Origin of the sequence: Helcobacillus massiliensis (assembly GCF_014191425.1) — a bacterium.
In the GTDB taxonomy this organism is placed as follows: Bacteria; Actinomycetota; Actinomycetes; order Actinomycetales; family Dermabacteraceae; genus Helcobacillus; species Helcobacillus massiliensis.
The window spans coordinates 294,071-320,197 of the sequence record NZ_JACHWP010000001.1 but is presented as its reverse complement, the minus strand read 5'-3'; the positions used below and the strand labels follow the sequence as shown (position 1 = coordinate 320,197).

Here is a 26,127-nt window from a genome sequence, read left to right as displayed (position 1 = left end):
TCACCTGGTGTTGACGGACCGGCTCCTGGCGGCGTGAGTGGCGACCGGTGCGCGACTGGCGGTCGAGGACGTCCAGGTCGTTGCAACCCGGTAGAGCGGCCTGCGGCACATAGCGCGGTTCTCTTCTCAGGGCAGGACCCCCTCCGGGAAGACAGCAGGCCTGCTCGCTCGGGCAGGGCAATCGGTCAGGCCGGGTGGTCGATGGCGCTCGGTGCCGGCGCGGTGGCGCGGCTGCCTTTTCGGGGCAGGACCCCTCCGGGCAGTCAGCAGGACTGCTCGCACGGGCAGGGCAACCGGTCAGGCCGGGCCGCCACGTGCAGTGCTGTGTGAAGTTTGTGCAGTTTGCTGCACTACTTTCCCGCGCGCCCGGGAGGAAGTACGGGGGTGAACTGCACAAACTTCACAACCCCTGGTCAGAACATATTCAGACTCCAGGGGCTTCTGCACACCCCATCGACCACCCCTGCTGACCGCCTCGTCTACTGAATGAGTGGGGTCCCTCCTGATGGGGAGGATCTCTCGACTGGAGAGGGCGGGCCCGCAGCGTGCCCTCGGCCGAGCGAAGCGCAGATGCCGCCGTCGCGCGAGGCCGAAGACCTGCGAGTTGCCAAGGTCTGGGGTAGCGCAGGGTTGACAGGGGTGATAGGCTCGTTCCTATACCGCCGACGAGCCCTGAGGGGTTGCGGCGGGCCGCCTGGCGTCCGACCTGGGCGGCACCACAGTAGATCTTCTGGTCCTCCTGTCGGCGTGAGGGGACTCGGGGCCTGAGAGCCCTGACGTGGAGCTTCCGAAGGCACCACGCGTGTATTCGTCTTGATCGGGATTCGGTGAGCCCGACGGTCCCCCGTCGCCTCCTGAAGGACTCACGATCATGTCCCTGTCACCGAATGCTGTGGATCCCGGCCACACCCTCCCCCCGGCTGCACTCGACACTGACGAAGCTGGGCGGTACATCGGCGTCGCTCCGAAGACCCTCGCTAACTGGCGTGGCCGCAGCCAGGGGCCCCGATACGTCCGTGCGGGTGCCCGGGTCGTCTATCGCGTCGCCGATCTGGACGCCTGGCTGGTGGAAAACCTCGTTGGAGGTGGACCGCGATGAGCGAACAAGAAAGCCGCCCCACCCAGTCAGGTGGAGCGGCTCCGGAAGAGTTTGCCGACTCTGGGCCTCAGATTACCATTGCCGAGCAGCGCACGATATTGCTCGACGACGCCCGCAAGCACCGCAAGCACGTCAGGGCTGCGCATGAGTTCGCTGCCCAGTGGCTCGGCAAGTTGTTGTACGTGGTCGGCATCGGCTGGCACCACTGGGACGGCAAGCGCTGGGCCGAGGACAAGGGCGGTACGCGCGCCAAGGCTGCGGCGATGGAGACGCTCAAGGCCATGTGGGGGCTCGCCCTCGGCGACAAGGACCTGGCGTCCGACGTGATGGCGTGCAGCACGGCCTCCGGGGTTCGGGGGGTACTCGAACTCGCGGGGTCCCTGGAGGGCATGTGCGCCGCTGCTGCGGACATGGACGCCGACCCCTACCTGCTCAACTGCGCGAACGGGACGCTCGACCTGCATGGTCTGGAACTGCGACCCCACGACCCCGATGATCGGATCACGAAGGTCACCCGGGCCGCTTACGTCCCTGGGGCTCATAGCGAGCTGTGGGAAGACTTCCTGGAGCAGGTACTGCCGGATGACCACGTTCGGTCCTACCTCGCGCGGTTCTTCGGGGTGGGTCTTGTGGGGAAGGTTTTGGAGCACGTGTTCCCCATCGCGACCGGGACGGGGCGCAATGGCAAGGGTGTGGCGTACACGTCGGTTCTCCACGCTCTGGGTGATTACGGCGGGGTGGCTGACCCGGCGCTGATGGAGGTCGTCAAGTCGAATCCGAACGCGCCGTCTCCGGCGTTCTTCGACCTGCGGGGGCGTCGGATGGTGGTGCTCTCGGAGACCGACACGAAGATCCGTTTGTCGGCGTCGGTCCTCAAGAGGTTGACCGGCGGCGATCCGATCAAGGCGCGTGCGCTGCGGAAGGACCCGATCGAGTTTCTCCCGTCGCACAGCTTCCTCATGGTGACCAACCATTTGCCCGAGCTGCCGTCTAAGGTCGCGGACCCTGCGGTGTGGTCGCGGGTGCGCGCGGTGCCTTTCAATGTCGTGATCCCGCCGGACGAGCAGGACCCCCGCCTTCCGGAGAAGTTGGAGCTCGCGGCCGACGCGATTCTGACATGGATGGTGGCTGGCCTCGGTGAGTACTGGGAGCGCGGCCTCGATGAGCCGGAGGCGGTTCAGGAGAGGACGAGCGAGTACGCCGAGGGCCAGGACGATGTGCGCAGGTTCGTGGCCGAGCAGTGCGAGACGGGGGGCATCGGCGACACGACGACGGTGCTGCACGAGGCGTACAAGGACTGGTGCACAGCGGAAGGGATCTACCGCCGCGACCAGCTCGGTCGGTCGGGGTTCGCCGATGCGCTGGCTCGGCTCGATTACCCGTCGGTGAAGGAGCGCCGCGGGATGGTGCACCAGGGGTTGAACGTCCTGCGCGAGGCGCTGACCGTGTCCAAGGAGCCGATGGTAGAGCTCCCTCCCGGGCAGCGCCCTGCTGCGGTACCGCAGCAATCTCCGAAACCCCAGACGTCGGTCTGGGACGAGGTCGCGGACGCCCCGGGGATCATGCTGCTCTGACTTACCGGCCCACCACCGGGGATGGGTTCCCGAACAACGACGCCTAAGGAGGCATCACTATGACCGACAACATGACCATGACTCGGCGCGAGCGGCGGGTTCAGCGGCTCGCCGATCTCGTCGCCGAGCGGAAGGCCTTCGAGGCCGAGCTGGCCGCGAAGAAGGCGGCCATCGAGGCCGAGGAGAGGGCCGACGCGAAGGCCGTCAAGGACGCGCTCAAGTACGCCGGTGAGGCGCGCTGTGCCGCTGTCGAGGAGTTGTACGAGCTGTTCGGTATCACCGAGGAGGTGACCGAGCGGATGACGAAGGACGGCACGGTGCGCCGGGTCCGCAAGGACCGCGGCGAGGCCAAGCGGGCCGCGCGCCTCGTCGAAGCCGTCGTCGCGCTGAAGGCGCGCGGGGCCGCGAGCGAGGCCGGCATCGAGCAGGCCGAGGAGCCCGTCCTCGAGGACGGGGAGACGGTCGCCTACGGTGCCATCCACGAGGGCGACGAGGAGCGTGAGGACGCGCACGAGCGGGGCTTCTCGGTCTACGGCGCGTAGGCGTCGTGGACGGTGACGAGGACCCCGGTTCCGCGCAGCGGGCCGGGGTCTTTCCGTGCCGTCGGGAGGGGCCCCACCGGAGCGCAGCAGAGGTGGGGAGGGCGGTAGCCCTGTCCCCCGAGGAGGCGGAGCCGACGAGGGGCGGGCAGCAACTGGGAGGGGGTTTGGCGGAGCCAAACACCCGTACAGTTGAACTGCTCGCCGTAATGCTGCAACCGGGTATACTGATGGGGGTGCGCAGCCCACCGGACAGCCCGGTTGCAGCATTACCGAGGGGAGGTCGACCGACGTGGTGACGATGCCGGACGAGGCGCAGCCGAGGCGGCGAGGAGGTAGGCGGGCGATCTACCCGAAGCGGGTCGAACTCAGGATGACGCAGTCATCGTTCGACCTCGCCGAGGAGTCCGCGAAGCGGGCGAGTGAGGCGACCGGCCGGGCCGTCACCGTCTCGGACATCATCCGCGAAGCGGTGGAGGACGGATGCCGATGGCTGGCCCGCGAGCAGGCCCAGGCATCGGCCCGAAGGGGCGGTGCCGATCCCGGGGTGGTGGACGGCCTGATCGACGGCGTCCAGGAGCTGAGGACTGAGATGAGGAAGGTCGGCCACAACGTCAACCAGATGGCCAAGGTCGCCCACCTGACGGGTCAGGTGACCGGCGACCTCGACGACGTGAAGCGCCAGCTCGAAGCGATCGACGGCAGGCTGGTGGAGCTGGCCGGGCGCATCGCGGGAGTGGATGACTGAGGTCATGGTGAAGCCCATCGCAGCGGTCGTGATGTCCAGCCCGACGAGGAACTCGGCGCGGCTGATTGCGTATGCGCTCACTGAGAAGGACGGTCAGGCCAAGGGCGACCGGTTCGTGGCTGCGAGCGGCATCAACGGCTGCATCCCGGAGTTCGGCGAGGGGCAGTTCCGGGATAACCGGAAGCGCTGGCGCAAGGACGGGACCAGGACGGTCAAGGTGCAGTGGGGCACCGACAAGGCGACCGGCCAGCCGACCTACCGCGACGTCACCGAGGGCGCTTACGTGCAGGCGTACCACGTCATCCAGAGCTTCGCGCGGGACGGTGCGGGGGCTCTCGACCCCGACGATCCCGACGACTGGGAGGAGGGTCATCGGCTGGGCCAGGAGCTGGCCCGCTCGCTCGCTGGTGACCATCGCCGCGCGCTGGTCGTCACCCAGGTCGATGGGAAGACCGGCTGCGTCCACAACCACATCGTGATCGACTCGATCGACAAGGCCACGGGCAAGAGCTTCGCCTCGTCCAACGTGAAGCACTCGGTCCTGTCCAGGACCCACGACGCCGTGCTCGCCGCGCAGGGGTACGAGCAGCGCAACGAGCTGACGTCCACGGGCTGGGAGCTGAAGGAGAAGTCCGAGCAGCGGGGGCTGGACAAGCACCAGAAGTGGAGCGCCGGGGCCTCGCCGAGCGAGCCGGAGCCGTTCAGCTTCGCGGTGCTGAAGGAGCGCATCCGGACTGTGCTCGAGGACACGGGCTACACCGACTTCGACGGCTACGCCGAGGCGCTGGCCGGGGTCGGCGTCGTGGTCGAGAAGCGCGGGAAGAAGGGCCGCGGGCTCACCTACCAGATGAAGCGCCGCGGGGCGGACGGTGAGTACATCGAGCCGAGTCCCAGCGACCGGCGACGGGCCAGCAGGCTCGGCCGCTTCGCCATGCTCGACCACGTCGAGGAGACGATCCAGCGCAACGCCGAGCTGGCTGCGCAGGCCGCGCCGAAACCGGCGATGTCGGCGGCGCAGATGCGCGCGGCGATGGCGAGCAGCCTCGACGACGCCCTGGCTGAGCGCCGCAGCGAGAGCGCCGCGGCGCTGGCGGCCCAGTGGGAGCAGGAGCGCCGCGCAGAGGAGATGATGGCCGAAGCCCGGCGGGCTGGGTTCGAGGCGGCCATGGCGCCCGCGGAGCCGTCGCCCGAGAGCGCAGACGACGGCGTCGCCGTGGCGGATGGATCCGATGCGGATGGACCGGACGCGAAGCTGGCCGACAAGGTCGTCCTCGACGCCTGGGACCTCCAGAAGCGGCGGCTGCGCACGCCCGATCGAGGTGCGATGCGCAGCGCCGGGATGGGCTACGCGGAGGTCGACGCCGCCATCGCCGCGTGGCGCGCGCTCGACGAGCCGAAGACCGCCTGGGAGCGCGAGCAGGAGGCCGAGCAGCAGCGTGCCGTCGAGACGGTCGAGGACGTGGCCGAGGTGAGCGCGCCGGCTGCCGCCGACACGACTCCGGCCCCAGCCCCGGCTACCGCCGGGTCCAGGGCCGAGGCGCCCTCGACCTCCGAGGTGAGGACCGCTGCGCCCCACGAGTCACCGCTGCGGAAGAGGAGGCCGACGCGCGAGCGCGAGGTGGCTGCCTGGGAGCAGATGGTCCAGATCGACGAGCGCTGGCGCGCGCAACTGGCCGCCGGGGAGCCGCTGGACGGCGCGCTGGCCAAGGGGCTCAGGAGCGCCACGCTGGAGCGCTACGAGGACGCACTGGACACCTCGGTGGCCTTCGAGCTGTGGCGCCGCGCGGCGAAGCTCGCCGAGGCCCGCAGGGCCGTCGAGGTGCACCAGGACAAGGCACTGGCCGACGCGATGCGCGCCGAGGTCGCTGCGGGCGACCACGCCTGGGACGGCGAGCCCTCGACGCTGGCCGAGCTGAGGCACGAGGCCACGAGGAGAGAGCTGACCAGCAGGGAGAAGGCACTCAAGTCGGTCCGTGAGGCCGACCTCGAGGTCAACCACGAGGACGGGCTGGAGCGCCCACCGAACGCCGGAGGGATGGAGCGGTGAAAGACGACAGGCCCGCTCCGACGGGAGCGGGCCTGCGGCTGCATACGGTCTACTTGGCGATCCAGTCGCCGTTGACATCGCGCTCGTAATCCTCGACCTAGGCCTCGACCACGGTGATCGAACCGTCGGACAGGACGGTGTAGTCGAACTCGGCGAAGTCGGCCCCCTCCCCGTCCTGGGAGGTCCGGAAGGTGAAGGTCTCGGTGGCGTCGTCGTCGGTCGGGTTGGCCGCGCAGCTGCCCACGTTGATGCCGGAGGCGAAGTCCGGAGCCAGGTACAGGCCGGTCTCGGGCGCGGACTCGTTCAGGTCGGCGAGCGGGTACACGCTGCCCCGGATGCCGAGGCCCTCACGGGCGACGTTGGCCTCCTCCGACTCCTCTGCCGCCTCGTCGACGGGCTTGTTGGCGTCGGCGGCGATGAGCTCCTGCATCTTCTCGATGAACAGGCGGGGCTCGAACGCCAGGCCCTGCTCCCGCAGTTCGCGGGTGGCGTTGGCAGCGTAAGGATGGCTCTGGTCGGCTGCCTCCATCCCCTCGGCGATCGTCTGGCCCGCCTGTGCATCGCCGCCCTGGGCCCGCTCGGCCAGCTCGATCCACTCCTCGGTGGTCTCGACGTCGAAGTAGTCCAGGAAGCTGTTGGTCCACTTCTCGATCTCGGCATCGGCATCGGCCTGGGACGTGGCCGGCTTGTTGGCCAGCTCCAGGGCACCATCAGCCCACTCGATGGCGACATTCACCGCGCAGTGCTTCACGCCGTCAAGCTCGTGGGGCGTCAGGGTCACGCTGTCGACCAGGAGCCCCTCGGCATCGGGCCCTGCGGCCTCTCTGAGGTCGTCGGGGATGGCGACGGTCAGGGACGTGAGCATGCCCGGCGGTTCGCGGGTGAACTCGTAGACGGCCGAGCCCGACCCATCGTCGGCGGGATCGCCTGCTCCGGGGTCGGGTTGCGTCGGGTCGCCCGAGCCTCCCCCGCACCCCGTGAGGGCAAGCAGCGACAGCAGGACCGATGCAGTCAGGATCGTTGGTCTGTGGGACATGGTCGTTCACCTTCGTTCGGCAATGGTTCGGTTGAACTCCCGATCAGCGTACTGAAAACAGGCGCGTTTGGGTTACTGTGCAACGCACGCGCCTGCGGGAAGTTGGGTGGATGCCTGCTCCCGCCCCAGACCTGCGCGCCCTCGGCGTGGAGGTGGCGCGCCTGCGCAAGGAGTCCGGGTTCTCGATCGACCGGCTCGCAGAGGCCGCCGGGGTCCACCGCAAGACGATCATCGAGGTCGAGGCCGGGCGCGTGGCCGCGAAGATCTCCACGCTCCACGGCATCGCCCACGCCCTCGGCGTGCCCTTGACCGAGCTGGTGGCCCCGGTCTGCGCGCGGCACCCCAAGCAGGTGGGCGTGCCCTCCAAGCTCGTCTGAGCAGCTCAGAGGTCGCGGAACACGTAGACGCCGTAGCCCTCGACCGCCGGGGCGTCGACGACGGTGTGGTCGAAGGCGAGGTCGCGGGTCCAGCCCGCCCAGTCGAAGTACCGCACGGCTTCCTCCGGCCAGCCGGTCATCATCCCGGTATCGTCGGCGAGCTGCTCGGCGTACTCCCGGAAGCTCTCCCAGTGACCGCAGTAGCGCTCCTCGAAGTCGGGCAGCGAGGGCAGGTCGCCGGTCCCCTCGGTCACGTGCATCCCGGACCGGACCCACGCGCAGACGGCGGGCCACTGCTCAGGACCGGCCTCCTCGAAGCACCGGCCCCACTCAGCGGCCTCGTGAGGGCTCATCTCGCCCGGGATGGGGATCAGGTCGTGGTCCATCACCCAGAGCTCTTCACAGGCCGTGTAGGGCCTCCCAGAGCCCTTGTGGACGTCGGCGAGAGTGGCCTCGTCGGCATCGACGGCGTCGAACCAGTCGCCGACGAGATGGCCGGAGTTGTAGCAGCAGTGCAGGCAGCCGATCCATGCGCGCGGGGTCTGGTGGGCGGTCGCGGCGGTCATCGGGCGGCCTCGCGGTCGAGCTGATCGGTCAGGAGCCGGTGGAGCTGGCGGGCCTGGTCCCAGTCCAGGGTGAGCCGGACGGCGTCGCCGACCCAGACGGCGACGCCTCCCCCGCTCGGGGACAGGCCGACGCGCTCGGTCGTGCTGATGGTGGGCTCTGACATGGTGGTCCTCCTCGGTGTCGGGAGGACCCGGCGCACCCTCGCAGCCGTGCTCGGGTGAATCGGCGCTTGCGGGCGCAGCCGGGTCCTCATGGGATTACCCGGCGCGGCTCTGCCGCGAGCACAAGAGGAATCAGGGAAACAGTTGCCGAAACTCACTGCTTGAGATGACATCAAGCCCAAAGCATCCAGCGGCTGCTGTAACCGCCTTGTCATCCGTGACGATCACCCAGGTATCCGGGAGGAGAGTATTGCGCTCGAAGTCACGCGCCTCAAGGGTGAAGGCGATCATGACCGGATCGGCAGTGCCCTTGTTTGCATACAAGTCCACCAAGCTCGTGTCGCCAACCTGTGCATCCGCCATCACTTCGATGAGCCGGTTGAGCACCTGCGGCGTCAGAGGGACCTCTCGGTCTTCGAGCTCCGGCTCGACGTAGCCGCGCGCTTCGTGGAGGACGTCGGCAGTCAGATGGCAGTGCTCCAGGAAGAAGCTACTGGTCCGCTGCGTCGACGTGAGCCGCGAGAGGGCGTTGTTGTCCACCAAGTAGCGCCTGCTCACCAGACGGCGCTCCGGAAGTCGGGGATATCGAACACGCCGATCCGGTTTGAGCAGGCCAACTGACAGAACTCTCGCGGCGTTATCCGCCCACTATCCAATGCGTCCAGCATCCGCACAGAGAACTCCCTCCCGTTGTACTTCCGAATCGCGTTGACAGGCTTTGGCGTTCGCGCCGGAGGCTTAGGGCGCGCGGAGTAAGCCTTTGCCAGTTCGGCGAGGTAGTCATCGGCCACCGAGCGGTCAAGAAGCTTGAGCAGGGCGGAGCGGACAACGATGGCGCTGGGGGTCACCTTGAAGTGGTCGGCGACCTCGCCTACCTCGTCTAGCGAGGAGAGCGAACACTGACGCAGTTGGACCGCAGGCATCAGCATCTCCGCGACGATGCCGTACTCCGGCCCGGGTGACGCTTCAATCTGTCGAGTGTCCATGGTGACCGGCACGAAGACCCGACGAGCCACGAGCACGGCCAGGAGCGCGAGTGTGAAGACCTGGCGACCGACCGGCTCCTCGTCCTCTCCATGGGAACCGCCCGTCAAGAAGATGTAAGGGACCTTGCCATCCCGGACCGTCAGGCCGCTGAACTTGGCTTTTGACAACGTCTGGGGCATGTAGCCGTTCACGCTGCGCGAGACGAGGATGTGGTTCGCTTCGAGGCGGCTGATGAACAGCTCTGCAGCTGCGGTTTTGTTCTTCGTCGCTTGAATGTCTTGGGTCGAGAAGCCGAGCGCCGTGAGGAGGGCCTGGGCGTCACGGACCGGGCCGCCAGTGGATTTACGGAGCATCCCGACGATCGGATTCCTCTTCAGGGTCGGGTCGTGCTTCTTCACCAACTCCTGCTTCCGTACGAGGTCCTTGATGATCAGCTCGACGTCGGCCAGCTCGATCGTGGCACGTGAGTTGAGCGAGAATGTCCCCTTGCGCACGCCCTGGAGCAGTTTCCGCGTCTTCAGATCGACTTGAGCCGTGACAACCGGCAGTGGAGCGAAGAAGAGAGGGTAGGGGATCTCTGCCTTGCGTGAGAGGTCGAGCAGGTCCTTGAACGCGATGACTCCCGCCGAGAGAGCGGTCGTGTAGTCCTTGTAGTTGCGCACCGTCGAGTTGTCGAAAAGTAGCTCGAAGACCTCGCGGTCGATGGACGCAACACCCCCGCCCAGGGTCACGGAGATAGTCATCTCAAGAGGCCGTCATCTCAGCGGTTGCCCTTCGAGCGGTTGTGGGTCACGCAGAGCATCTCGCAGTTGTCCAGCGAGGTGTCGCCGCCGGTTGACCAGGCGGTCACGTGGTCGGCTTCCATCTCCTTGAGCTTGTAGATGCGCGTCTTGTTCGCATTGCTGCCTACGGCGCACAGGGGGCAGTTCGAGGTGCCCTCGGCGTTGGCCTTGTCGGTCTGGCGCTTGTAGGCGGCCTTCTTCGTGGGCGCATCGAACAGGCGCACGTTGAGCAGCCGGGGGTTCTCTTCGCCGCCGAGGAGGTAGGGGTAGATGCCCTTGTGGTCGTTGACGGCTGGGTCGGCCAGCAGGTCTTGCAGGCGTTCGTCGATCCGGTCGGGCTGGTAGGCGGTGCCCTTGTGCTCCTCATAGAGGGCTCCCCAGTCCAGTCCGCGCATGGCCGCGTCCGGCGGGGCTGTGAATACCCCGGAGACCCAGTCGATCACGGTGGTGAAGTAGGTCTTCAGCTCGCTGATCCCGGTGTCGGTGCGGTGGGCGGCCATGTAGCCGTCGATGCTCTGGTCCTTCGAGCTGGCGACCCAGTCGAGGGCCACTTCGAGCACCTGCTGGCGCTTGGGGTCGCCCTTGACGTAAGCCGACCACTTCTGCTGGAGGGCATTCTGGCTGTTGGAGAACTCGGCCTTAGCCGCGGTGACGAACGGGCCGGAGTAGATCGCGTTGCGCAGCTCCTGGGCATTGAGCGGGATGCCGACGATGTTGATCGTCTGGAACCACTCCTTGATCTCCGCCTCGGTGCCGGTGCACACGTAGACCAGCAGCTGAGCGCCGGTGATGCGCTCCTGCTCCTCCTTAGGCAGCGAGCCGAAGGTCTGCTCGCGCCCGTCGCGCATGATGGCGAACTTGCCGGTGACGAAGCGGCCCACCGAGGTGATCCGCTGCTGGCCGTCGAGGACCTCGAGATGCGGGCCCGAGGGGTCCCCGGTGTCGACGAAGTAGATAAGCCCCAGCGGGTAGCCCTTCAGCAAGGAGTCGATGACGGCCACGTCCTTCGTGCCGTCGCCGTACAGGTAGCTGCGCTGGAACTCGGGCTGGATCACCAGCGTGCCGTCGAGCCCGAACAGGCCCTTGCCTTCGAGCTCGTTGTAGACGAACCCCTTGGTGACCTCGGCCACCGTGTACTGCTCCAGCTGGGTCTTCATGGGTCAGCCCTTCTTCGCTCGTATGAGAACCCGAGGGTAAGTCTGAATGAACATCTCGCCCTCGACCTCGTAGTGGGTTGTCGATGGCCTCGTTGCGACCTGGATCGCGGTGCCATCGTTGAGCTTGCCAACCTGAGATCGCGCCCCTGACTTGGCTACCTGCGTCTGGGGTGGGAATAAGCGTGTCCGCAGACCCGAGTCTTGGTCCCATGCCTTCGAGATGCCCAGGATCTCGAACTGCTCCGGATTGTACTTATCCAAGAACGTGATGGGCACGCCCATGAGGCCGGCATGGTCGCTTGGGATAGCGTCCGTGAACGGCACTTCTATGCCGTCGTAGTTCGCGTACCGCCTGTAACCAAGGCCACGCACTTCCTTGTGCTTGCTGAACTTGATGTTGTCGGCCTCAGTCATGAGACGCAACGGCGCATGCCGTCGACCATGGTCGATGTTCGTGAACCACCGAACGCCTTTCACCCGGATGTACTTGTTCCCATCCTCGTCGACACGGAATCCCGCCGCCTCCAGCGGGTAGCTGGCGGGCACCCTGAACTCGCGGTCACCGCTAGTGATCGTCGGACCCATCCAGAGCTTGTTATCCCGAATGAGGGGGAAGATCTCCTTTGTCGAAACGGCGTTGACATTCCCAATGACAGAGAACTGAACGCCACCCTCCACCAACCACTTGATAAAGGCGCGGAACAGGCTGAAGGGGCCGTTGGTGATGACCATGTCTGCTTCGTCGCGCAGAGCGGTCACCTCCGCTGAGCGGAAGTCACCGTCGCCTTCGAGGTACTCCCAGCGAAGGTCGTCGATGTCGACCCGTCCGTCGCCGGAGAGGTCTTCTGGCAGCAGGGTGAACACCCGGCCGCGCTGCTCGCCCATGGTAGTGGGCTCATCGAACAGGGTGGGCGGCTCGTAGCCGGACGGTGCATTGTCGTCGTGTGCATAGCTGGTCGAGATGAGCTTCTTTAGGCCAAAGTCCGCGAAGTGCAGGGCGAAGAACTTGGTGAAGTTGCTCCACTCAGGGTCGTCGCAGGGCAGCAGGATCGTCTTGCCCCGGAACACATCGGGGTCGTACTCCAGGTACGCGTTCATCTCCCGCTCGATGTCGGACCACGAGGTATAGAAGGCGTCCTTCTTCGCGGCCTTGGCGGCTCCCAGGTCTACGTTGGCCATGTCCCTCGATCTCCTCGTCCCTCAATGGACAAGAGTATCTAGGAGGACTGACACGCGGCGAGACCGGCGTGGTGCGGCGAGTCTCGGCGTCTAGCAGGGTCTACCCCAACTACCACGACCGGATTCCCCGAATCCCGCTGTGGCTTCGTTCGCTTGGTGGCGGGGTTTTTGCAGCGCTCCGTGGCGGTCTTGTTGCCGCGATCACGCAGGACTGGCTGCAGGTAGGTGTCGCGGTCTGAACCGAGAGGGGTGCGCCCGGTCGGGGCCGTTTGGATCGCTGCCGCTACGTCAGAGTCCGAAGGCTCCGCCGCTGACGAGGATCACGATGCCGAGGCCGATGAGAACGATGGGGAAGAGGATGTGCTCCCAGCGTTCGAGCACTTCGGCGATCGGGGGGCGGGTGGCGACGAACTTTGCCAGGGCCACCAGGACCGCGACGAGCGCGAGGAAGACGATGCAGTAGGCGACTACTGCGAGAGGTTCCACGCTGAGGAAGACAGGGGTGTAGACGCCGATGTTGTCGCCGCCGTTGGCAAGGGTGACGCCTGCGACTGTCCACACGCCGACCTTCTTGCCGGCAACCTTGGCCTCGTCGTCATCGTCGTCATCGTCTCCGCGCCAGGCCTGCCATGCGGCCCAGAGGCCGAGGCCCAGAGGGATGAGACCGAAGTACGGGATGGCTGCCGAGGGCAGGAATGCTCCGGCACCGATGGTCACCAGGACCGCGGCACCGAGGATGCCGGCGAATCCGAGGTACTGGCCGGCCAGAATGCGGGCGGTAGTGCCGCGCTGGCCTGCCCCTCGCGCGAAGAAGAGGGAGAGCACGATGATGTCGTCGATGTTGGTCGCTGCGAACAGGCCCATCGCCTGCAAGACCGAGGTGAGGATCATGCGCCCTCCCCAGCTGCGTCGCATCCGGGAAGCGAGCAGGCGGGATCGATGCACGGGGCGTCTTCGTCCACTGCCAGGGTGGCATCGACCAGTGCCGTCAGCGCCTGCGCCAGGTGCGAATCGGCGATCTCATATCGTGTCCGACGACCCTCGGGCTCGGAGACGACGATCCCGCAATCGCGCAGGCATGCCAGGTGGTTGGACACGTTCGGGCGTGTCAGGTCCAGATCTCGGGCCAGTTCCGCCGGGTAAGCGGGATGGTCGAGCAGGGTCAAGATGATCCGGGATCGAGTGGGGTCGGCCAGTGCACGACCCAGGCGGTTCATCACGTCGAGACGCGAAGCAATAGTCAGCATGGACTGAACTATACAGCGCGAACTGAATACTCGGTCACAGGCGTCAGCCCAGATCGCATGCCCGCAAGGGGATCCTTCACCGGGACAGCGGCCGACGGCAGGCCGGAGGAATAGGCGTCGCGATAGGGTGCACCCCGCGCAACAGAACCGTTGCGAAAGGTCTAACACCCCAACGCAACAGAGTGGGCCGCCATGCGCTGCCACGGGCCCGTGAACTTCGGTGTCACAGGTAGCGGCAGACATCCTCGGGGGAGCACGTGGCCGGGTCGCCGGCGGCGGCGTCCTCGCGCAGGTCGGCGATCGTGGTGCGTAGCTGCGCGAGCTCGGCGAGTTGCCGGTCGATCACATCAAGGCGGGTGTCGAGCAGGTCGGTGACGTGCCGGCAGGGGGCCTGCCCCCGGTCGCGGATGTCCAGCACCTGACCGATCTGGGCCAGGGTCAACCCGACCGCTTGCCCCCGGCGGATGAAGTCCAGCCGGTCGAGCACCTCGGCGCCGTAGTCCCGGTAGCCCGCCGGGGTGCGGTCCGCGGCGGGTAGCAGCCCGACCTCCTCGTAGTACCGCAGGGTCTTGCTCGTCGTGCCCGACGCCCGAGCCACCTCACCGATCCGCATGCCACTCATTCTCCCCCTTGACCTTCCAGTGCACTGGAAGGTCGATCCTGAGGGCGATGAAGGAGGAGTTCATGACGGCAACGGCTAACAGCAGGTCGTATGACCTGGCAATGATCGGGTCCGGTGGGGCGGCGTTCGCGGCCGCGATCCGCGCCACCAACCTCGGCAGACGGGTGGTGATGATCGAGCGTGGCACCGTCGGCGGTACCTGCGTGAACACCGGGTGCGTGCCCTCCAAGGCCTTGCTCGCGACCGCCGAGGCCCGCCACGTCACACTCGACGCCTCCCGGTTCCCCGGCCTGCCGCTCCCCGAAGTCCGGCCGGTCGACATGCCCGCCTTGATCGCCGGCAAGGATCGGCTCGTCGGGTCACTGCGTGGCGAGAAGTACCTGGACCTGGCCACCGAGTACGGATGGGATCTCCACCCCGGGGACGCCACGTTCGTCGGCACACCCAGCGAGCCGGCACTGCGCGTCACCGGCCCTGACGGCACGGTGGAGACGGTCCGGGCCGCGCACTACCTCATCGCCACCGGCTCCAGGCCCTGGGCGCCGCCGGTCCCCGGCCTGCAGGAGGCCGGTTACCTGACCTCGACCACCGCGATGGAACTGGACCACGTCCCGGAGTCGCTGCTGGTCATCGGCGGCGGCTACGTCGCGATGGAGCAGGCCCAGCTCTTCGCTCGGCTCGGCGTCCGGGTCACCATGCTGGTCCGCTCACGGCTGGCGTCCCAGGAAGAACCCGAGGCGTCCACCGCCCTGGATGAGATCTTCACGGACGAAGGCATCCAGATCATCCGCGGCGCGGTGCCCAGCGCGGTCCGCCGCGACCCGGCCACCGGCGAGGTCACGGTCACTGCCACCACCACTGACGGCTCACAGGAACTCCGGGCGGCCGAGGTACTCGTCGCCACCGGGCGCCGCCCGGTCACCGCCACGCTCGGTCTCGACACCGTCGACGTGCGCACCGGCGACCACGGCGAGGTGGTCGTCGACAGCCATCTGCGCAGCACCAACCCGCGCGTCTGGGCTGCCGGTGACGTCACCGCCCACCGTCAGTTCGTGTACGTCGCCGCGGCCCACGGCGCCCTCGTCGCCGACAACGCCCTCACCGGCGCCGGCCTCGAGGTCGACTACCGCCACCTGCCCCGGGTCGTGTTCACCAGCCCCGCCCTGGCCGCCGTCGGGATGACCGAACGGCAGGCCTCCGCTGCCGGGATCCGCTACGACAGCCGTGTCCTGTCACTCGCGCACGTCCCACGCGCGATCGTCAACCGCGACACCCGCGGGTTCATCAAGATGGTCACCGACGCCGACACCGGCCGCATCATCGGCATTACCGCCCTGGCCCAGGACGCCGGCGACCTCGCCGCCGCCGGGGTCTACATGCTCGAGGCCGGCATGACCACCAGCCAGGTCGCCAACCTCTGGAGCCCCTACCTGACCATGGCCGAAGGCCTCAAGCTCACCGCGCAGGCCTTCACCACCGACATCGCCAAGCTCTCCTGCTGCGCAGCGTGAACCTGCCCCGCACACAGGGACACCGATAGGGGACCGCCTCGCCCCGGGGCGCGAGACAAGAAAATGGGCGCCGATCAGCCCTACTTACTGGCACCCCTGCGTATCGGACCTGCAACCACCGGGGAGTTCAGTCGATGCAAGAACTCCCGTCCCAGGCCTATATCTGGACGTCTTCACGACCTCTACGTGCTCGACCCGACGAGGACAGCACTGGACGACGCGATGACCGCCTTGCGGCGCCGCCATGAGGCCGCGGTCCGTTTGGGCCGCGTCACCGCACCACCATGACCACGATCGTCACCACGTAAGCCGCGGCGACCAGACCGATCCCCAGCAGGGTGAGCACCACCCCGCGCCGGGCCGGCCGCTGGCCCTCGTCCGGCCCGGGGCCCTTGCCGTGCTTCGCGGTCATCGCGCGCTCCTAAGACGTTGCTCAAGCATGTGCGGCTCTCGCGAGCGGGCTTCCGTGCCGAGTGCTACCAGCTCAGGTCGTGACAGCCGTCGCTGCCGGCGCCCTCCACCTGCAAGGTGGCATGGGCGATACCGTAACGGTCGCGCAGCACCCGGCGCGCGCCGGCAAGCACGGCGCCGTGGTCCGCGCCCTGGTCAGCGACCAGGTGGGCCGTGGCCACGTTCATCCCCGACGTCAGGGTCCACAGGTGCAGGTCGTGGACCTCCTCCACCCCCTCGACCGCGTCCAGGTCACCGGCGACGTCCTCCGGGTCCACCCCTTCCGGGGCGTGCTGGCCCAGCACCGCGATCACCTGCCTGCCCAGAACCACTGCCCGGATGATGACGAAGACCGCGATGAGCGCCGCGACCACGACGTCCCAGATCGGCTGGCCGGTGAGGATGATCAGCACGCCGGCGACCATGACACCCACCGACCCGGCGGCGTCGGCGATCACCTCGTAGTAGGCGCCCTTGACGTTCAGGCTGTCCTTGGCCCCGCTGCGCAGCAGCAGCATGGAGATGATGTTGATCACCAGGCCGGCGAAGCCGACCGCGAGCATGGCGCCGGAGGCCACCTCCGGCGCGTCGCCCAGCCGGCTGATGGCCTCGACCACCACGTACACCCCGACCGCGAGCATCGCCAGCACCGCCAACGCCGAGGCGAACACCTCGGCCCGGTAGGAGCCATAGGTGCGTCGCCCTGTGGAGTCCGGCCGGCTCGCGATGCGCGTCGCCAGCAGCGCCGCACCCAGCACCACCACATCGGCAGCCATGTGCCCGGCATCCGACAGCAGCGCCAACGACCCCGACACCAGCCCCGCGACCAGCTCGATCAGGAAGAAGCCCGCCGTCAGGGCGAACGCCCCCGCCAGCCGCCGACGGTAGCGGCCACCGGCATGCCCGGTCGCCGGGGCATGGCTGTGTCCCGCCCCCATCAGCCCTGCCCCTCGTGGCGGGCGTGCTCACGGGAGACGTCCAGCAGCATCCGCACATGCCCGTCAGCGAGGCGGTAGTACACCATCCGCCCCTCCCGGCGGTTCTCGACCACCCCAGCGGTACGCAGCACCCGCAGCACCTGGGACACCGACGCCTCCGCGACATCGACCGACGCCGCCAGGTCACACACGCACAGCTCGCCGGCCTCCAGCAACGCATACAGCACCCGGGCACGGCGCGGGTCCCCCAGGAGCTCGAACAGCCCGGCCAACCTGCCGGCCTCGCGCTCGTCGGGGATCCTCTCCCGGGTCAGCGCCACCTTCTCCGGATGGACGGCGGTGACCTGACACGAATCCAACGGCGTCACACTCATGCCACGACCATACACCAATGCAGATGTGCAGATATCAGCAGCGGGAGCCACACACGAGAGGTCAGCAGGTTCTGTATGGTCAGCGCATGCTGACTATTGCTTCGCGGCTGGACGTGATGAACCGGCTGGGCCGGGCGATGGCCGACCCGACCCGCTCCCGCATCCTCATGACACTCCTCGAGGGCCCGAGCTACCCGGCGGTACTCGCCCGCGACCTAGGCCTGACCCGGTCGAACGTGTCGAACCACCTCACCTGCCTGCGGGACTGCGGCATCGTCGTGGCCGAGCCCGAGGGGCGCCAGACGCGGTACGAGATCGCCGACCCCCACCTGGGGGCGGCGATGACCGCGCTGGTCGAGGTGACGCTGGCCGTCGATGAGAACGCCCCGTGCGTGGATGCCACCTGCACGGTGCCCGGCTGCTGCCCGAGCGGGACCGTGGCATGAGGGCGACCACCCACACCCCCGTCGAGGAGCTCGAGACCGACGACGAGCACGAGACCCCGTGGTGGGCTGACCGCGCCGTCCTGATCCCCATCGCCTCGGGGGTCGCGTTCGTCGCCGGGCTGGCCTGTGAGTGGTCCGGCGCCCAGAGCGCGGCGCTGGTGCTGTTCTGGGTCGGTCTGCTGCTCGGGGCCTCCACGTTCGTCCCCGGTGCGCTGCGCAAGCTCGCCACGGGCAAGCTCGGCATCGCGCTCCTCATGACGATGAGCGCCACCGGCGCGGTCATCCTCGGCCACGTGGAGGAGGCCGCGGCCCTGGCCTTCCTCTACTCCATCGCCGAGGCCTTGGAGGACCGGGCGATGGACCGGGCGCGTGCCGGGCTGCGCGCGCTGCTCAAGCTCGTGCCCCAGAGCGCCACCGTCCTCACCGACGGCCATAGCGCGAGCGTCCCGGCCCGTGACCTGGCCGCGGGGCAGGTCACGCTGATCAGGCCCGGTGAGCGCATCGCCACCGACGGCATCGTCCGCAGCGGGCACAGCAGCGTGGACACCTCGGCGATCACCGGTGAGTCCATCCCCGTCGAGGTCGGCCCCGGTGATGAGGTGTCTGCCGGGGCGATCAACGCCGCCGGAGCCCTGCAGGTCGAGGCGACCGCGCCCGGCACCGACAACTCCCTGACCACGATCGTGAGCCTGGTCGAACGCGCCCAGGCCGAGAAGGGGCAACGCGCCCGGCTGGCCGACCGCATCGCCCGTCCGCTCGTGCCCGGCGTCCTGGTCCTGGCCGTGCTGGTCGCGCTCATCGGCTCACTCGCCGGTGACCCGCAGACCTGGATCACCCGCGCCCTGGTGGTGCTCGTGGCCGCCTCCCCGTGTGCGCTGGCGATCGCGGTGCCGATCACCGTGGTCTCCGCGGTCGGCTCGGCCAGCAAGTTCGGCGTCATCATCAAGAGCGGTGCCATCTTCGAACGATTCGGGGACATCGGGCACGTCGCCTTCGACAAGACCGGGACCCTGACCCGCAACCAGCCCACCGTCACCGCCGTCGTCCCCGCCGCCGACGTCACCGAGCAACAGGTCCTGGCCTGGGCCGCCGCGCTCGAGCAGCACAGCACCCACCCCCTCGCCACCGCCATCACCCACGCCGCCCCCACAATCCCCGCCGCCCAGGGCACCACCGAGGAAGCCGGCCACGGAATCCACGGCACCGTCGACGGCGCCGTAGTGCTGGTCGGCAGCCCCCGCTGGGTCGACCCCGGCGACCTCACCTACCGGGTCCGTGACCTGGAGGCCCAGGGGATGACGGTCGTCGTCGTCCACCGCGACGGCGCGGTCGCCGGGGCGATCGGGGTGCGTGACGAGCTCCGTCCCGAGGTCCCCGAGGTCATCACGACCCTGGCGGGCCAGGGCATCGACGTCACGATGCTGACCGGAGACAACGAGCGCACCGCCCGCGCCCTCGCGGCCCAGGCCGGCATCAGCGACGTGCGCGCCGAGCTGCGCCCCGAAGGCAAGTCCGCCGCCGTGGGCGAGCTCAGCGTGCGCCGGCCCACCGCGATGATCGGTGACGGCATCAACGACGCCCCCGCCCTGGCCGCGGCCGACGTCGGGATCGCGATGGGAGCCACAGGCTCCGACGCCGCGATCGAGTCCGCCGACATCGCCTTCACCGGCCAGGACCTGCGCCTGCTGCCCCAGGCCATCGCCCACGCCCGACGCGGACGGCGCATCGTCAACCAGAACATCGTCCTGTCACTGCTCATCATCGCCGCGCTGCCACCCCTGGCCATCACCGGCGTCCTGGGCCTGGCCGCCGTCGTACTCATCCACGAAGTCGCCGAGGTCCTGGTCATCCTCAACGGCCTGCGCGCCGCACGCACCCACCAGCCCACGCGCGGACACTGACCCCCGCGGACCAACGCGGCCCCACTGACCCACCGCCGGCGGTCCGGCGCGCCCTGAAAGGCACCGATGGAACTGCTCACCCCGATCCTGCAGGCGATCGGCCTGTTCGTGGCCACGAACATCGACGACATCATCGTCCTGTCCCTCTTCTACGCCCGCGGCGCCGGCCAGCGGGGCACCACCCGCAAGATCCTGCTCGGCCAGTACCTCGGCTTCGGGGGCATCCTGCTCGCCGCCGTGGTGATCTCCCTCGGGGCCCGCAGCTTCCTGCCCGAGGACGCCCTGCCCTACTTCGGGCTCATCCCCCTCGCCCTGGGCCTCTACGCGGCATGGCGAGCGTGGCGCAACCGCGGTGACGACGACGATGACGAGGCCAAGGTCGCCGACAAGCAGGTCGGAGTCCTGACCGTGGCCGCCGTGACGTTCGCCAACGGCGGAGACAACATCGGGGTCTACGTCCCCGTCTTCGCCACCGCGTCCACCACCGCGATCATCGCCTACTGCCTCGTCTTCCTCGCCCTGGTCGGCCTCCTCGTCCTCGCAGCCAAGTACGTCGCCACCCGCCGGCCCATCGCCGAGATCCTCGAACGCTGGGAACACATCCTCTTCCCGCTGGTCCTCATCGGCCTCGGCATCGTCATCCTCCTCGAGGGCGGCGCCTTCGGCTTGTAGCTCACGCCCGCGGCGCCCGACATCACTGGAAATTCAACGACGACTGACAGAACGTCGCGGTCCTCGGGAGCAAACGCTGTTACCTCTTCTGCGGCGGGAGGGGGAGGTCTGCGGCATGAGCATTGACCGTCCCGTAAGTGGAACCCTCACCGGACACCACCGCTACTTATCGAGAGGAACGACGGCACGCCTGGCGGGCTGTCCCGTAAGACCCGTCCGGTGAACTGTCCGGTGAAGGGAGGCTATATGACACACTGGGGAGCATGTCCCCCTTGAAGGTCGGCTATGCCCGAGTCTCCACCGACGAGCAGGACCTGACCGCGCAGCGTGACGGACTCGCGGCGTTCGGCGTCGATCCCAAGCGCATCTACGTCGATCACGGGCTCACGGGCCGCAACGCCGACCGTGAGGGCCTGCGGCAGGCGCTGGCTGCCTGTCGGGACGGCGATACGTTCGTGGTCACCAAGCTCGATCGGCTGGCGCGTTCAGTCCGTGATGCCCACCAGATCGCCGACGACCTCGCGGCGCGGGAAGTGAAGCTGAGCATCGCCGGATCGGTGTACGACCCGACCGACCCGATGGGGAAACTGTTGTTCAACGTGCTGGCGATGGTCGCCGAGTTCGAAGCCGACCTCATCCGTGCCCGCACCCGCGAGGGGATGAAGGTCGCCAAGGCCAAGGGCCGGCTGCGCGGGAAGTCACCGAAACTCACCCCCCGGCAAGAAGCTCACCTCGTCCAGCTACATGCCGCCGACGAGCACACCGTGGGCGAGCTGGCCGAGCTGTTCAGCGTGGGCCGCTCCACGGTCTACCGCGCCCTTCAGCGCGCCGAGCGCGGGCGCGAGAACGCCTTGCAGTAGGTGCGTCGTGGACGCTCGAGCGCGGTGGCGAATCCTCAGGCTCCACGTCGAGGACCAGGTGCCCCTCGCGCGCTTAGCTCGCGAGACCGATGTAGGGCTGCGGACCCTGGAGCGCTGGCACGCCCGCTACCGCGCCGACGGCTACGCCGGACTGGAGACAGCCTCACGGGCGGACACCGGGACCCGCCGCCTTCCGCCCGACCTCGTCGACCTGATCGAGGGCCTGGCACTGAGCAAGCCGCGGCCGGCCATCGCCACGATCCATCGCAAAGTCACCGGCATCTGCGCCACCCGGAGATGGCCGGTCCCCTCCTACTCGGTGGTGTGGGACATCGTGCGGACCCTGGATCCCGGCATGGTCACCCTCGCCCTGGAGGGCGCAGCGTCCTACCGCGACAAGCACGAGCTGGTGCTACGCCGGCAAGCAGAGCTGCCCAACGCGATGTGGCAATCCGATCACACCATGCTCGACATCCTGGTGGTGGGCACCGACGGCAAGCCCGCACGGCCATGGCTGACAACGATCCTCGACGACTGCTCCCGGGCGGTCTGCGGCTACACAGTCTTCCTGGGCGCACCGTCGGCGATGAACACCGCCCTGGCGCTGCGCCAAGCGATCTGGCACAAGACCGACCCGGCCTGGCCGATGTGCGGCTTGCCCGACGTGCTCTACGTCGACCACGGCAGCGACTTCACCAGTGACCAGCTCGCCCACACCGCCGTCGACCTCCATATCCGACTGATCCACTCCACCGTCGCCCGACCCCAGGGACGGGGCAAGATCGAGCGGTTCTTCGGGACCATCAACACCGAGCTACTCGCCACCCTGCCCGGACACATCACCGAAGGGGACCCCTGGCCGACACCGAAACTGTCCCTGGCCGACCTCGATAGCGCCCTGGAGGCGTTCGTGGCCACCTACAACGACCGCACGCACAGCGAGCTCGGAACCTCCCCGCGCAGCGCGTGGATCGCGGACGGCTGGCTGCCCCGAATGCCCGACAGCCTGGAAGACCTCGACAGACTGCTGTTGACCGTCGCCAAGACCCGCGTCGTGCGCCGCGATGGCATCCGCTTCCAGGGCCTGCGCTACGTCTCGCCAACTCTGGCCGGCTACGTCGGACGCTCGGTCGTGATCCGCTACGACCCCCGCGACATCACCGAGATCCGCGTCTTCGATCACGACGAATTCGTCTGTAAGGCCGTCAACCAAGAGCACCACGATCAAAAGGTCAGCCTCAAGGAGATCCAGGCCGCGCGCAACGCCCGCCGCCGAGCGCTGCGAGCCAGCATCAACGAACGCATCGCCCTCGTGGCCGCACCTACCGAGACGCCACGGATCACCGAAGCACCGGCTCCGGCGCCGAGGTCGGCGTTGAAGATCTACAAGGAGGACCTCAGGTGAGCCAGCGCTTCATCGTCACCAAGGAGCACCGCCGCTTCACCGAGTTCGCCGACGCCGTGCGCCGCGGGCACACCATCGGTTTGTGCTTCGGATCAGCCGGCGTAGGAAAGACACTCTCCGCGCGCCGCTACGCACACTACGAGAAGGCTCATGACCTGCTGACCTACTGGGGGCCGCGCTCCGACAACGACGCCAAGATCTACGCCGCCTTGAACCGGAGCCGCACCGTGCTCTACACCCCCAGCGTGCTGACCACCCCGCGGACCCTGAAGGACGAGCTGACCCAAGCCATCACCCGCACCAACATGTGCATCGAGCAGCACCTCGTACCTCCCGGCACGGCCACTCCCGAGGCCTGGGGATGGCGACACGGCAGGAACTACGTGGAGCTGATCATCGTCGACGAGGCCGAACGACTGCGTCCCGCCGCTCTGGAACTGCTGCGCGATCGCTACGACCGCGACGACATCGCCCTGATCCTGATCGGCATGCCCGGCCTGGAGAAGCAGTTCAGCCACTACCCCCAGTTTTACAGCCGAGTCGGCTTCGCCCACCAGTACCGGCCCCTGGGACAAGACGAACTGCTGTTCGTCCTCGAGCGACACTGGCGATCCCTCGGCAAGACCCTCGACCCCGACGACTTCACCGACGCCCAAGCCATCGCAGCCATCGCACGGATCACCCGCGGCAACTTCCGGCTCCTCGAACGCCTCTTCCCCCAGATCCAGCGGGTCCTGAAGATCAACGAACTCGACACCATCACCAACGACGTCATCGAAGCCGCACAGAGCACCCTGGTCATCGGTGTCACCTGACCCCGCCACGAAGCGACCGAAGAACCCCGCCATTCAGCAGACGAAGTCACAAATCCCGCGTCCAACAGCATTGGTTAGCGTAGTATTGGACAGGAGTGGAGAGGCGGTCTAGACATGGTCGGACACAGGAGTCAAGTGGTCGGATACGTGCGCGTGAGCGCCGCTGACCAGAACACAGCGCGGCAGGTCGAGGCACTCGGCGAGGTCGACCGGCTGTTCGAGGAGAAGGTCTCGGGCAGGAGCGTGGCCGACCGGGAGCAGCTGACGGAGCTGCTCGCCTACGTCCGCGAGGGCGACACCGTGCGGGTCAAGTCGCCGGACCGGCTGGCTCGCTCGACGACCGACCTGCTGACCCTGGTGCAGCAGCTGCGAGACAAGGGGGTGGCGGTGGAGTTCGTCGACAACCCGGAGCTGAGCACCGAGACCGCGCATGGGGAGTTCATGCTCACGGTGCTGGCGGGCATCGCCCAGATGGAGCGTCGGGTCATCCGCGAGCGGCAGGCCGAGGGCATCGCCATCGCCAAGCGCAAGGGCGTCTACGACCGGGGGCCGAAGCTGAGCCCTGGACAGGTGCAGGAGGCTCGCCAGCGCGTCGCTGAGGGCGTCCCGAAGGCGAAGGTGGCCCGCGACCTCGGTGTGGCCCGACAGACGCTGTACGCGGCACTCAAGGGTGAGGGACGGTACGCGGAGCAAGGCGTCGCGTCATGAGGGGCAAGCCGGAGTTCAACGACAACGACCTGGTCGTCGGCTACTACAGGTACTCCTCGTCCTCGCAGAACGAGGCCAGCATCGAGCAGCAGCGTGAGCTGGTCCACCGCTGGGCCAAGGCTCAGGGGCTCCAAGTAGTCCGGGAGTATGCCGACGCGGCCAAGACCGGCACCAACACTGAACGACCCGAGTTCCAGCTGATGCTGCGCGAGCTGCCGAGCATCCGTCCTTCCTACGTGGCGGTCTGGAAGAACGACCGCCTGGGCCGCGACCGGATGGACCTGCTGAAGGTCAAGAACGCGATCCGCATGGCCGGCGCCAAGCTGCACTACATCGAAGGCTTCTCCCCCACCGATGACCCCGACTCGATCTTGGTCGAGGGGCTCAGCGATGCCTTTGCCGAGTACTACTCCAGGCAGCTCTCGGCGAACATCCGCCGCGGGGTCCACTTCAACGCCGAGAAGGCCTTGGCCAACGGCAGGAAGATCTTCGGCTTCGCCATCGGCGCTGACAAGCGCTACGAGCTGGACCCGCAGAACGCCCCGGTGGTCGAGCAGATGTTCGCCGACTATGCCGCCGGCAAGTCGATGCAGCGCATCTGCGACGAGGTGAACGCTGCCGGCGTCCGCACGACCAACGGGTTCACGTTCTCCCCCAAGACGCTGAACAAGATGCTGAAGAACCGGGCCTACATCGGCGAGTACCCCTACGCCGGGCACGTGGTCCCAGGCGGGATGCCGCAGATCGTCGACGACGAGATGTTCGAGCAGGTCCAGAAGATGTTCGCGGTAAACAAGCGCCGCGGCGCGAAGACGAAGGCCGAGCTGGCCTCGATGGGCGACGAGGCACCTGACTACTGGCTGACGGGCCGACTGTTCTGCGAACGGTGCGGCGCGTCGATGGAAGGTGTCTCGGGCACGTCGAAGACTGGCCGGAAGTACCGGTACTACAACTGCCTGAACCAGCGCAAGAAAAAGTGTGCGGCCAAGGCGGTGCGCAAGGACGACATCGAGCAGCGCGTGGTCGAGGTCGTCGAGTCCTTCCTCGACGACACCGAGATGCTGGCCTCTCTGGCGGTCGACATGGCTCACCACTACCGGGAGACCCACGAGCGCGGCAGGGACGTCCTGGAGGCCCTGGAGGCCCGTAGACGCGACGTTGAGGGCAAGCTGGCCAACTTCGTGAAGGCGATCTCGGCAGGGATCTTCAACGAGTCCACGGCCCAGGCGATGGCGGCGCTGGAGGAGCAGAAGAAGGAGCTGGACTCCGCGATCCAGGCCGAACACGTCAAGGCCACGCTGTTCGAGGACGAGGCGTCGATCGGGGCGTTCTACCAGCGCTTCGCCCACGCGACGATGGACACCCGCGAGACCAGGGAACTGCTGTTCGAGTACTTCATCGACAAGATCTTCGTCGGCGCGACGACGCTGACCATCGCGTCGTGGTTCTTCGACCACGGCGCAGAGTTCACCCGCGCCGATCTGGACGAGATGAAGGAAACGGGGGAAGTGCTGAACGTAGAGTTCAACACTTCCCCCCGAGGTGGAGCCGGCGGGAATCGAACCCGCGTCCGATAGTGCGAAGCCAGGGCTTCTCCGGGCGCAGTCTGCGAAAGGCGTTTTCTCAGTTCCGGCGCTCACACAGACATGTCGCCGACGAACTCAGTCATTCTGAAGTGTTCACCCCGTGCCGATGACAAGCACGGGAAGCAGTGGCTCGCTCAATGATGGACAGGCCAGGTCGCGAGCAGCTCCTGACGGTCCAGACTGCTACTCGCTGATCAGGCAGCGAGAGCGAAGTCAGTGCGCTTAGGTTCGGCACTTATTGGTTTCCACAGATCGTTAACGAGATGACTGTGGCTCCTCGGCCCGCTTCCCCTCGCTGGACATCTACCGTCGAAACCGATCGGCCCCGTGCAAGGAATG

The 26,127-nt window shown here is 67.6% G+C and carries 28 protein-coding genes and 1 other RNA gene; 15 read left to right on the top strand and 14 right to left on the bottom strand.

Annotation, left to right across the window (positions count from 1 at the left end; all coding sequences use genetic code 11):
* The first annotated feature begins 871 nt into the window (after positions 1-871).
* The 5 genes from FHX50_RS12425 to FHX50_RS01455 all read left to right on the top strand — a co-directional run bounded on the left by FHX50_RS12425 (position 872) and on the right by FHX50_RS01455 (position 6,007).
* A complete protein-coding gene (locus FHX50_RS12425) occupies positions 872-1,099 on the top strand; it encodes a helix-turn-helix transcriptional regulator (RefSeq protein WP_392452459.1) in 228 nt (75 codons plus the stop codon).
* Entirely contained in the window at positions 1,096-2,673 is a 1,578-nt protein-coding gene (locus tag FHX50_RS01470) for a DNA primase family protein (RefSeq protein WP_183373773.1), read from the top strand. Before FHX50_RS12425 ends, FHX50_RS01470 begins: the two co-directional genes overlap by 4 nt.
* Positions 2,674-2,732: 59 nt before the next feature.
* Positions 2,733-3,215, top strand: a complete 483-nt coding sequence (locus FHX50_RS01465; RefSeq protein ID WP_183373771.1) for a hypothetical protein — start codon at positions 2,733-2,735, stop codon at positions 3,213-3,215.
* Positions 3,216-3,585: 370 nt separating this feature from the next.
* Positions 3,586-3,960 carry a MobC family plasmid mobilization relaxosome protein gene (locus FHX50_RS01460; protein ID WP_183373769.1) on the top strand — a complete coding sequence of 125 codons (375 nt, stop codon included), beginning with the start codon at positions 3,586-3,588 and terminating at the stop codon, positions 3,958-3,960.
* On the top strand, positions 3,953-6,007 hold the full coding sequence (locus tag FHX50_RS01455; protein WP_183373767.1) for a relaxase/mobilization nuclease domain-containing protein: 2,055 nt from the start codon (positions 3,953-3,955) through the stop codon (positions 6,005-6,007). Before FHX50_RS01460 ends, FHX50_RS01455 begins: the two co-directional genes overlap by 8 nt.
* A 97-nt stretch (positions 6,008-6,104) precedes the next feature.
* On the opposite strand, the gene FHX50_RS01450 is transcribed toward FHX50_RS01455, so the two are convergent.
* Complete coding sequence (locus FHX50_RS01450; protein ID WP_183373765.1) at positions 6,105-7,043, bottom strand: hypothetical protein; 939 nt, start codon at positions 7,041-7,043, stop codon at positions 6,105-6,107.
* Positions 7,044-7,153: 110 nt separating this feature from the next.
* Here FHX50_RS01450 and FHX50_RS01445 point away from each other — a divergent pair, with 110 nt between their 5' ends.
* Positions 7,154-7,420, top strand: coding sequence for a helix-turn-helix domain-containing protein (locus FHX50_RS01445; protein ID WP_183373763.1), 267 nt, complete (start codon positions 7,154-7,156; stop codon positions 7,418-7,420).
* 5 nt (positions 7,421-7,425) lie between these two features.
* Here the strand turns inward: FHX50_RS01445 and FHX50_RS01440 are convergent, their stop codons facing one another.
* The 9 genes from FHX50_RS01440 to FHX50_RS01400 all read right to left on the bottom strand — a co-directional run bounded on the left by FHX50_RS01440 (position 7,426) and on the right by FHX50_RS01400 (position 14,113).
* Positions 7,426-7,986, bottom strand: a complete 561-nt coding sequence (locus FHX50_RS01440) for an antirestriction protein ArdA (protein WP_183373761.1) — start codon at positions 7,984-7,986, stop codon at positions 7,426-7,428.
* Entirely contained in the window at positions 7,983-8,150 is a 168-nt protein-coding gene (locus tag FHX50_RS01435) for a hypothetical protein (protein WP_183373759.1), read from the bottom strand. Before FHX50_RS01435 ends, FHX50_RS01440 begins: the two co-directional genes overlap by 4 nt.
* Before the next feature lie 130 nt (positions 8,151-8,280).
* Entirely contained in the window at positions 8,281-8,688 is a 408-nt protein-coding gene (locus FHX50_RS01430) for a hypothetical protein (RefSeq protein WP_183373757.1), read from the bottom strand.
* A 14-nt stretch (positions 8,689-8,702) separates the two neighbouring features.
* A complete protein-coding gene (locus FHX50_RS01425; protein WP_183373754.1) occupies positions 8,703-9,878 on the bottom strand; it encodes a hypothetical protein in 1,176 nt (391 codons plus the stop codon).
* A 17-nt stretch (positions 9,879-9,895) separates the two neighbouring features.
* Positions 9,896-11,074, bottom strand: coding sequence for a GmrSD restriction endonuclease domain-containing protein (locus FHX50_RS01420; protein WP_183373752.1), 1,179 nt, complete (start codon positions 11,072-11,074; stop codon positions 9,896-9,898).
* 3 nt (positions 11,075-11,077) lie between these two features.
* Positions 11,078-12,253, bottom strand: a complete 1,176-nt coding sequence (locus FHX50_RS01415) for an adenine-specific methyltransferase EcoRI family protein (RefSeq protein ID WP_183373750.1) — start codon at positions 12,251-12,253, stop codon at positions 11,078-11,080.
* A 288-nt stretch (positions 12,254-12,541) separates the two neighbouring features.
* Positions 12,542-13,144 carry a cadmium resistance transporter gene (locus FHX50_RS01410; protein ID WP_016997609.1) on the bottom strand — a complete coding sequence of 201 codons (603 nt, stop codon included), beginning with the start codon at positions 13,142-13,144 and terminating at the stop codon, positions 12,542-12,544.
* Positions 13,141-13,500, bottom strand: coding sequence for a Cd(II)/Pb(II)-sensing metalloregulatory transcriptional regulator CmtR (gene cmtR / locus FHX50_RS01405; protein ID WP_006590980.1), 360 nt, complete (start codon positions 13,498-13,500; stop codon positions 13,141-13,143). The genes FHX50_RS01410 and cmtR (FHX50_RS01405) overlap by 4 nt, the downstream gene beginning before the upstream one ends.
* 223 nt (positions 13,501-13,723) lie before the next feature.
* Positions 13,724-14,113 (bottom strand): heavy metal-responsive transcriptional regulator, encoded by a 390-nt coding sequence (locus FHX50_RS01400; RefSeq protein WP_078025555.1) that lies wholly within the window; start codon positions 14,111-14,113, stop codon positions 13,724-13,726.
* 71 nt (positions 14,114-14,184) lie between these two features.
* Between FHX50_RS01400 and merA the strand changes: the two genes are divergently transcribed.
* On the top strand, positions 14,185-15,633 hold the full coding sequence (merA, locus tag FHX50_RS01395) for a mercury(II) reductase (RefSeq protein WP_041103924.1): 1,449 nt from the start codon (positions 14,185-14,187) through the stop codon (positions 15,631-15,633).
* A gap of 271 nt (positions 15,634-15,904) precedes the next feature.
* On the opposite strand, the gene FHX50_RS01390 is transcribed toward merA, so the two are convergent.
* The 3 genes from FHX50_RS01390 to FHX50_RS01380 all read right to left on the bottom strand — a co-directional run bounded on the left by FHX50_RS01390 (position 15,905) and on the right by FHX50_RS01380 (position 17,395).
* Positions 15,905-16,045 (bottom strand): hypothetical protein, encoded by a 141-nt coding sequence (locus FHX50_RS01390; RefSeq protein ID WP_002854087.1) that lies wholly within the window; start codon positions 16,043-16,045, stop codon positions 15,905-15,907.
* Between the two features lie 64 nt (positions 16,046-16,109).
* Positions 16,110-17,021, bottom strand: a complete 912-nt coding sequence (locus tag FHX50_RS01385; protein ID WP_002854089.1) for a cation diffusion facilitator family transporter — start codon at positions 17,019-17,021, stop codon at positions 16,110-16,112.
* The gene (locus FHX50_RS01380) at positions 17,021-17,395 is read right to left on the bottom strand and encodes an ArsR/SmtB family transcription factor (protein WP_183373748.1); all 375 of its coding nucleotides are present in this window, start codon (positions 17,393-17,395) and stop codon (positions 17,021-17,023) included. The genes FHX50_RS01385 and FHX50_RS01380 overlap by 1 nt, the downstream gene beginning before the upstream one ends.
* A gap of 86 nt (positions 17,396-17,481) precedes the next feature.
* On the opposite strand from FHX50_RS01380, the gene cmtR (FHX50_RS01375) reads away from it, so the two are divergent.
* The 8 genes from cmtR (FHX50_RS01375) to FHX50_RS01340 all read left to right on the top strand — a co-directional run bounded on the left by cmtR (FHX50_RS01375) (position 17,482) and on the right by FHX50_RS01340 (position 25,779).
* Positions 17,482-17,841 (top strand): Cd(II)/Pb(II)-sensing metalloregulatory transcriptional regulator CmtR, encoded by a 360-nt coding sequence (cmtR, locus tag FHX50_RS01375; RefSeq protein ID WP_060774483.1) that lies wholly within the window; start codon positions 17,482-17,484, stop codon positions 17,839-17,841.
* On the top strand, positions 17,838-19,742 hold the full coding sequence (locus FHX50_RS01370; RefSeq protein ID WP_183373746.1) for a heavy metal translocating P-type ATPase: 1,905 nt from the start codon (positions 17,838-17,840) through the stop codon (positions 19,740-19,742). Before cmtR (FHX50_RS01375) ends, FHX50_RS01370 begins: the two co-directional genes overlap by 4 nt.
* A gap of 66 nt (positions 19,743-19,808) precedes the next feature.
* A complete protein-coding gene (locus tag FHX50_RS01365) occupies positions 19,809-20,414 on the top strand; it encodes a cadmium resistance transporter (protein WP_068398372.1) in 606 nt (201 codons plus the stop codon).
* A 263-nt stretch (positions 20,415-20,677) separates the two neighbouring features.
* A complete protein-coding gene (locus FHX50_RS01360) occupies positions 20,678-21,274 on the top strand; it encodes a recombinase family protein (protein WP_010534181.1) in 597 nt (198 codons plus the stop codon).
* 7 nt (positions 21,275-21,281) lie between these two features.
* The gene (locus FHX50_RS01355) at positions 21,282-22,679 is read left to right on the top strand and encodes a Mu transposase C-terminal domain-containing protein (protein ID WP_135039699.1); all 1,398 of its coding nucleotides are present in this window, start codon (positions 21,282-21,284) and stop codon (positions 22,677-22,679) included.
* The gene (locus tag FHX50_RS01350) at positions 22,676-23,494 is read left to right on the top strand and encodes an AAA family ATPase (protein ID WP_037161208.1); all 819 of its coding nucleotides are present in this window, start codon (positions 22,676-22,678) and stop codon (positions 23,492-23,494) included. Before FHX50_RS01355 ends, FHX50_RS01350 begins: the two co-directional genes overlap by 4 nt.
* 114 nt (positions 23,495-23,608) lie before the next feature.
* Positions 23,609-24,202, top strand: coding sequence for a recombinase family protein (locus FHX50_RS01345; RefSeq protein WP_183373744.1), 594 nt, complete (start codon positions 23,609-23,611; stop codon positions 24,200-24,202).
* A complete protein-coding gene (locus tag FHX50_RS01340; protein WP_183373742.1) occupies positions 24,199-25,779 on the top strand; it encodes a recombinase family protein in 1,581 nt (526 codons plus the stop codon). The genes FHX50_RS01345 and FHX50_RS01340 overlap by 4 nt, the downstream gene beginning before the upstream one ends.
* Here FHX50_RS01340 and ssrA read toward each other — a convergent pair.
* Positions 25,743-26,115, bottom strand: a transfer-messenger RNA (tmRNA) gene (gene ssrA, locus FHX50_RS01335). The genes FHX50_RS01340 and ssrA overlap by 37 nt on opposite strands.
* Positions 26,116-26,127: the final 12 nt, after the last annotated feature.

Excerpts from the sequence above, each read along its gene's own strand:
- FHX50_RS12425 (WP_392452459.1), top strand. The coding sequence starts at position 872 with ATGTCCCTGTCACCGAATGCTGTGGATCCCGGCCACACCCTCCCCCCG.
- FHX50_RS01470 (WP_183373773.1), top strand. The coding sequence starts at position 1,096 with ATGAGCGAACAAGAAAGCCGCCCCACCCAGTCAGGTGGAGCGGCTCCG.
- FHX50_RS01465 (WP_183373771.1), top strand. The coding sequence starts at position 2,733 with ATGACCGACAACATGACCATGACTCGGCGCGAGCGGCGGGTTCAGCGG.
- FHX50_RS01460 (WP_183373769.1), top strand. The coding sequence starts at position 3,586 with ATGACGCAGTCATCGTTCGACCTCGCCGAGGAGTCCGCGAAGCGGGCG.
- FHX50_RS01455 (WP_183373767.1), top strand. The coding sequence starts at position 3,953 with ATGACTGAGGTCATGGTGAAGCCCATCGCAGCGGTCGTGATGTCCAGC.
- FHX50_RS01450 (WP_183373765.1), bottom strand. The coding sequence starts at position 7,043 with ATGTCCCACAGACCAACGATCCTGACTGCATCGGTCCTGCTGTCGCTG.
- FHX50_RS01445 (WP_183373763.1), top strand. The coding sequence starts at position 7,154 with ATGCCTGCTCCCGCCCCAGACCTGCGCGCCCTCGGCGTGGAGGTGGCG.
- FHX50_RS01440 (WP_183373761.1), bottom strand. The coding sequence starts at position 7,986 with ATGACCGCCGCGACCGCCCACCAGACCCCGCGCGCATGGATCGGCTGC.
- FHX50_RS01435 (WP_183373759.1), bottom strand. The coding sequence starts at position 8,150 with ATGTCAGAGCCCACCATCAGCACGACCGAGCGCGTCGGCCTGTCCCCG.
- FHX50_RS01425 (WP_183373754.1), bottom strand. The coding sequence starts at position 9,878 with ATGACTATCTCCGTGACCCTGGGCGGGGGTGTTGCGTCCATCGACCGC.
- FHX50_RS01420 (WP_183373752.1), bottom strand. The coding sequence starts at position 11,074 with ATGAAGACCCAGCTGGAGCAGTACACGGTGGCCGAGGTCACCAAGGGG.
- FHX50_RS01415 (WP_183373750.1), bottom strand. The coding sequence starts at position 12,253 with ATGGCCAACGTAGACCTGGGAGCCGCCAAGGCCGCGAAGAAGGACGCC.
- FHX50_RS01410 (WP_016997609.1), bottom strand. The coding sequence starts at position 13,144 with ATGATCCTCACCTCGGTCTTGCAGGCGATGGGCCTGTTCGCAGCGACC.
- cmtR (WP_006590980.1), bottom strand. The coding sequence starts at position 13,500 with ATGCTGACTATTGCTTCGCGTCTCGACGTGATGAACCGCCTGGGTCGT.
- FHX50_RS01400 (WP_078025555.1), bottom strand. The coding sequence starts at position 14,113 with ATGCGGATCGGTGAGGTGGCTCGGGCGTCGGGCACGACGAGCAAGACC.
- merA (WP_041103924.1), top strand. The coding sequence starts at position 14,185 with ATGACGGCAACGGCTAACAGCAGGTCGTATGACCTGGCAATGATCGGG.
- FHX50_RS01390 (WP_002854087.1), bottom strand. The coding sequence starts at position 16,045 with ATGACCGCGAAGCACGGCAAGGGCCCCGGGCCGGACGAGGGCCAGCGG.
- FHX50_RS01385 (WP_002854089.1), bottom strand. The coding sequence starts at position 17,021 with ATGGGGGCGGGACACAGCCATGCCCCGGCGACCGGGCATGCCGGTGGC.
- FHX50_RS01380 (WP_183373748.1), bottom strand. The coding sequence starts at position 17,395 with ATGAGTGTGACGCCGTTGGATTCGTGTCAGGTCACCGCCGTCCATCCG.
- cmtR (WP_060774483.1), top strand. The coding sequence starts at position 17,482 with ATGCTGACTATTGCTTCGCGGCTGGACGTGATGAACCGGCTGGGCCGG.
- FHX50_RS01370 (WP_183373746.1), top strand. The coding sequence starts at position 17,838 with ATGAGGGCGACCACCCACACCCCCGTCGAGGAGCTCGAGACCGACGAC.
- FHX50_RS01365 (WP_068398372.1), top strand. The coding sequence starts at position 19,809 with ATGGAACTGCTCACCCCGATCCTGCAGGCGATCGGCCTGTTCGTGGCC.
- FHX50_RS01360 (WP_010534181.1), top strand. The coding sequence starts at position 20,678 with ATGTCCCCCTTGAAGGTCGGCTATGCCCGAGTCTCCACCGACGAGCAG.
- FHX50_RS01345 (WP_183373744.1), top strand. The coding sequence starts at position 23,609 with ATGGTCGGACACAGGAGTCAAGTGGTCGGATACGTGCGCGTGAGCGCC.
- FHX50_RS01340 (WP_183373742.1), top strand. The coding sequence starts at position 24,199 with ATGAGGGGCAAGCCGGAGTTCAACGACAACGACCTGGTCGTCGGCTAC.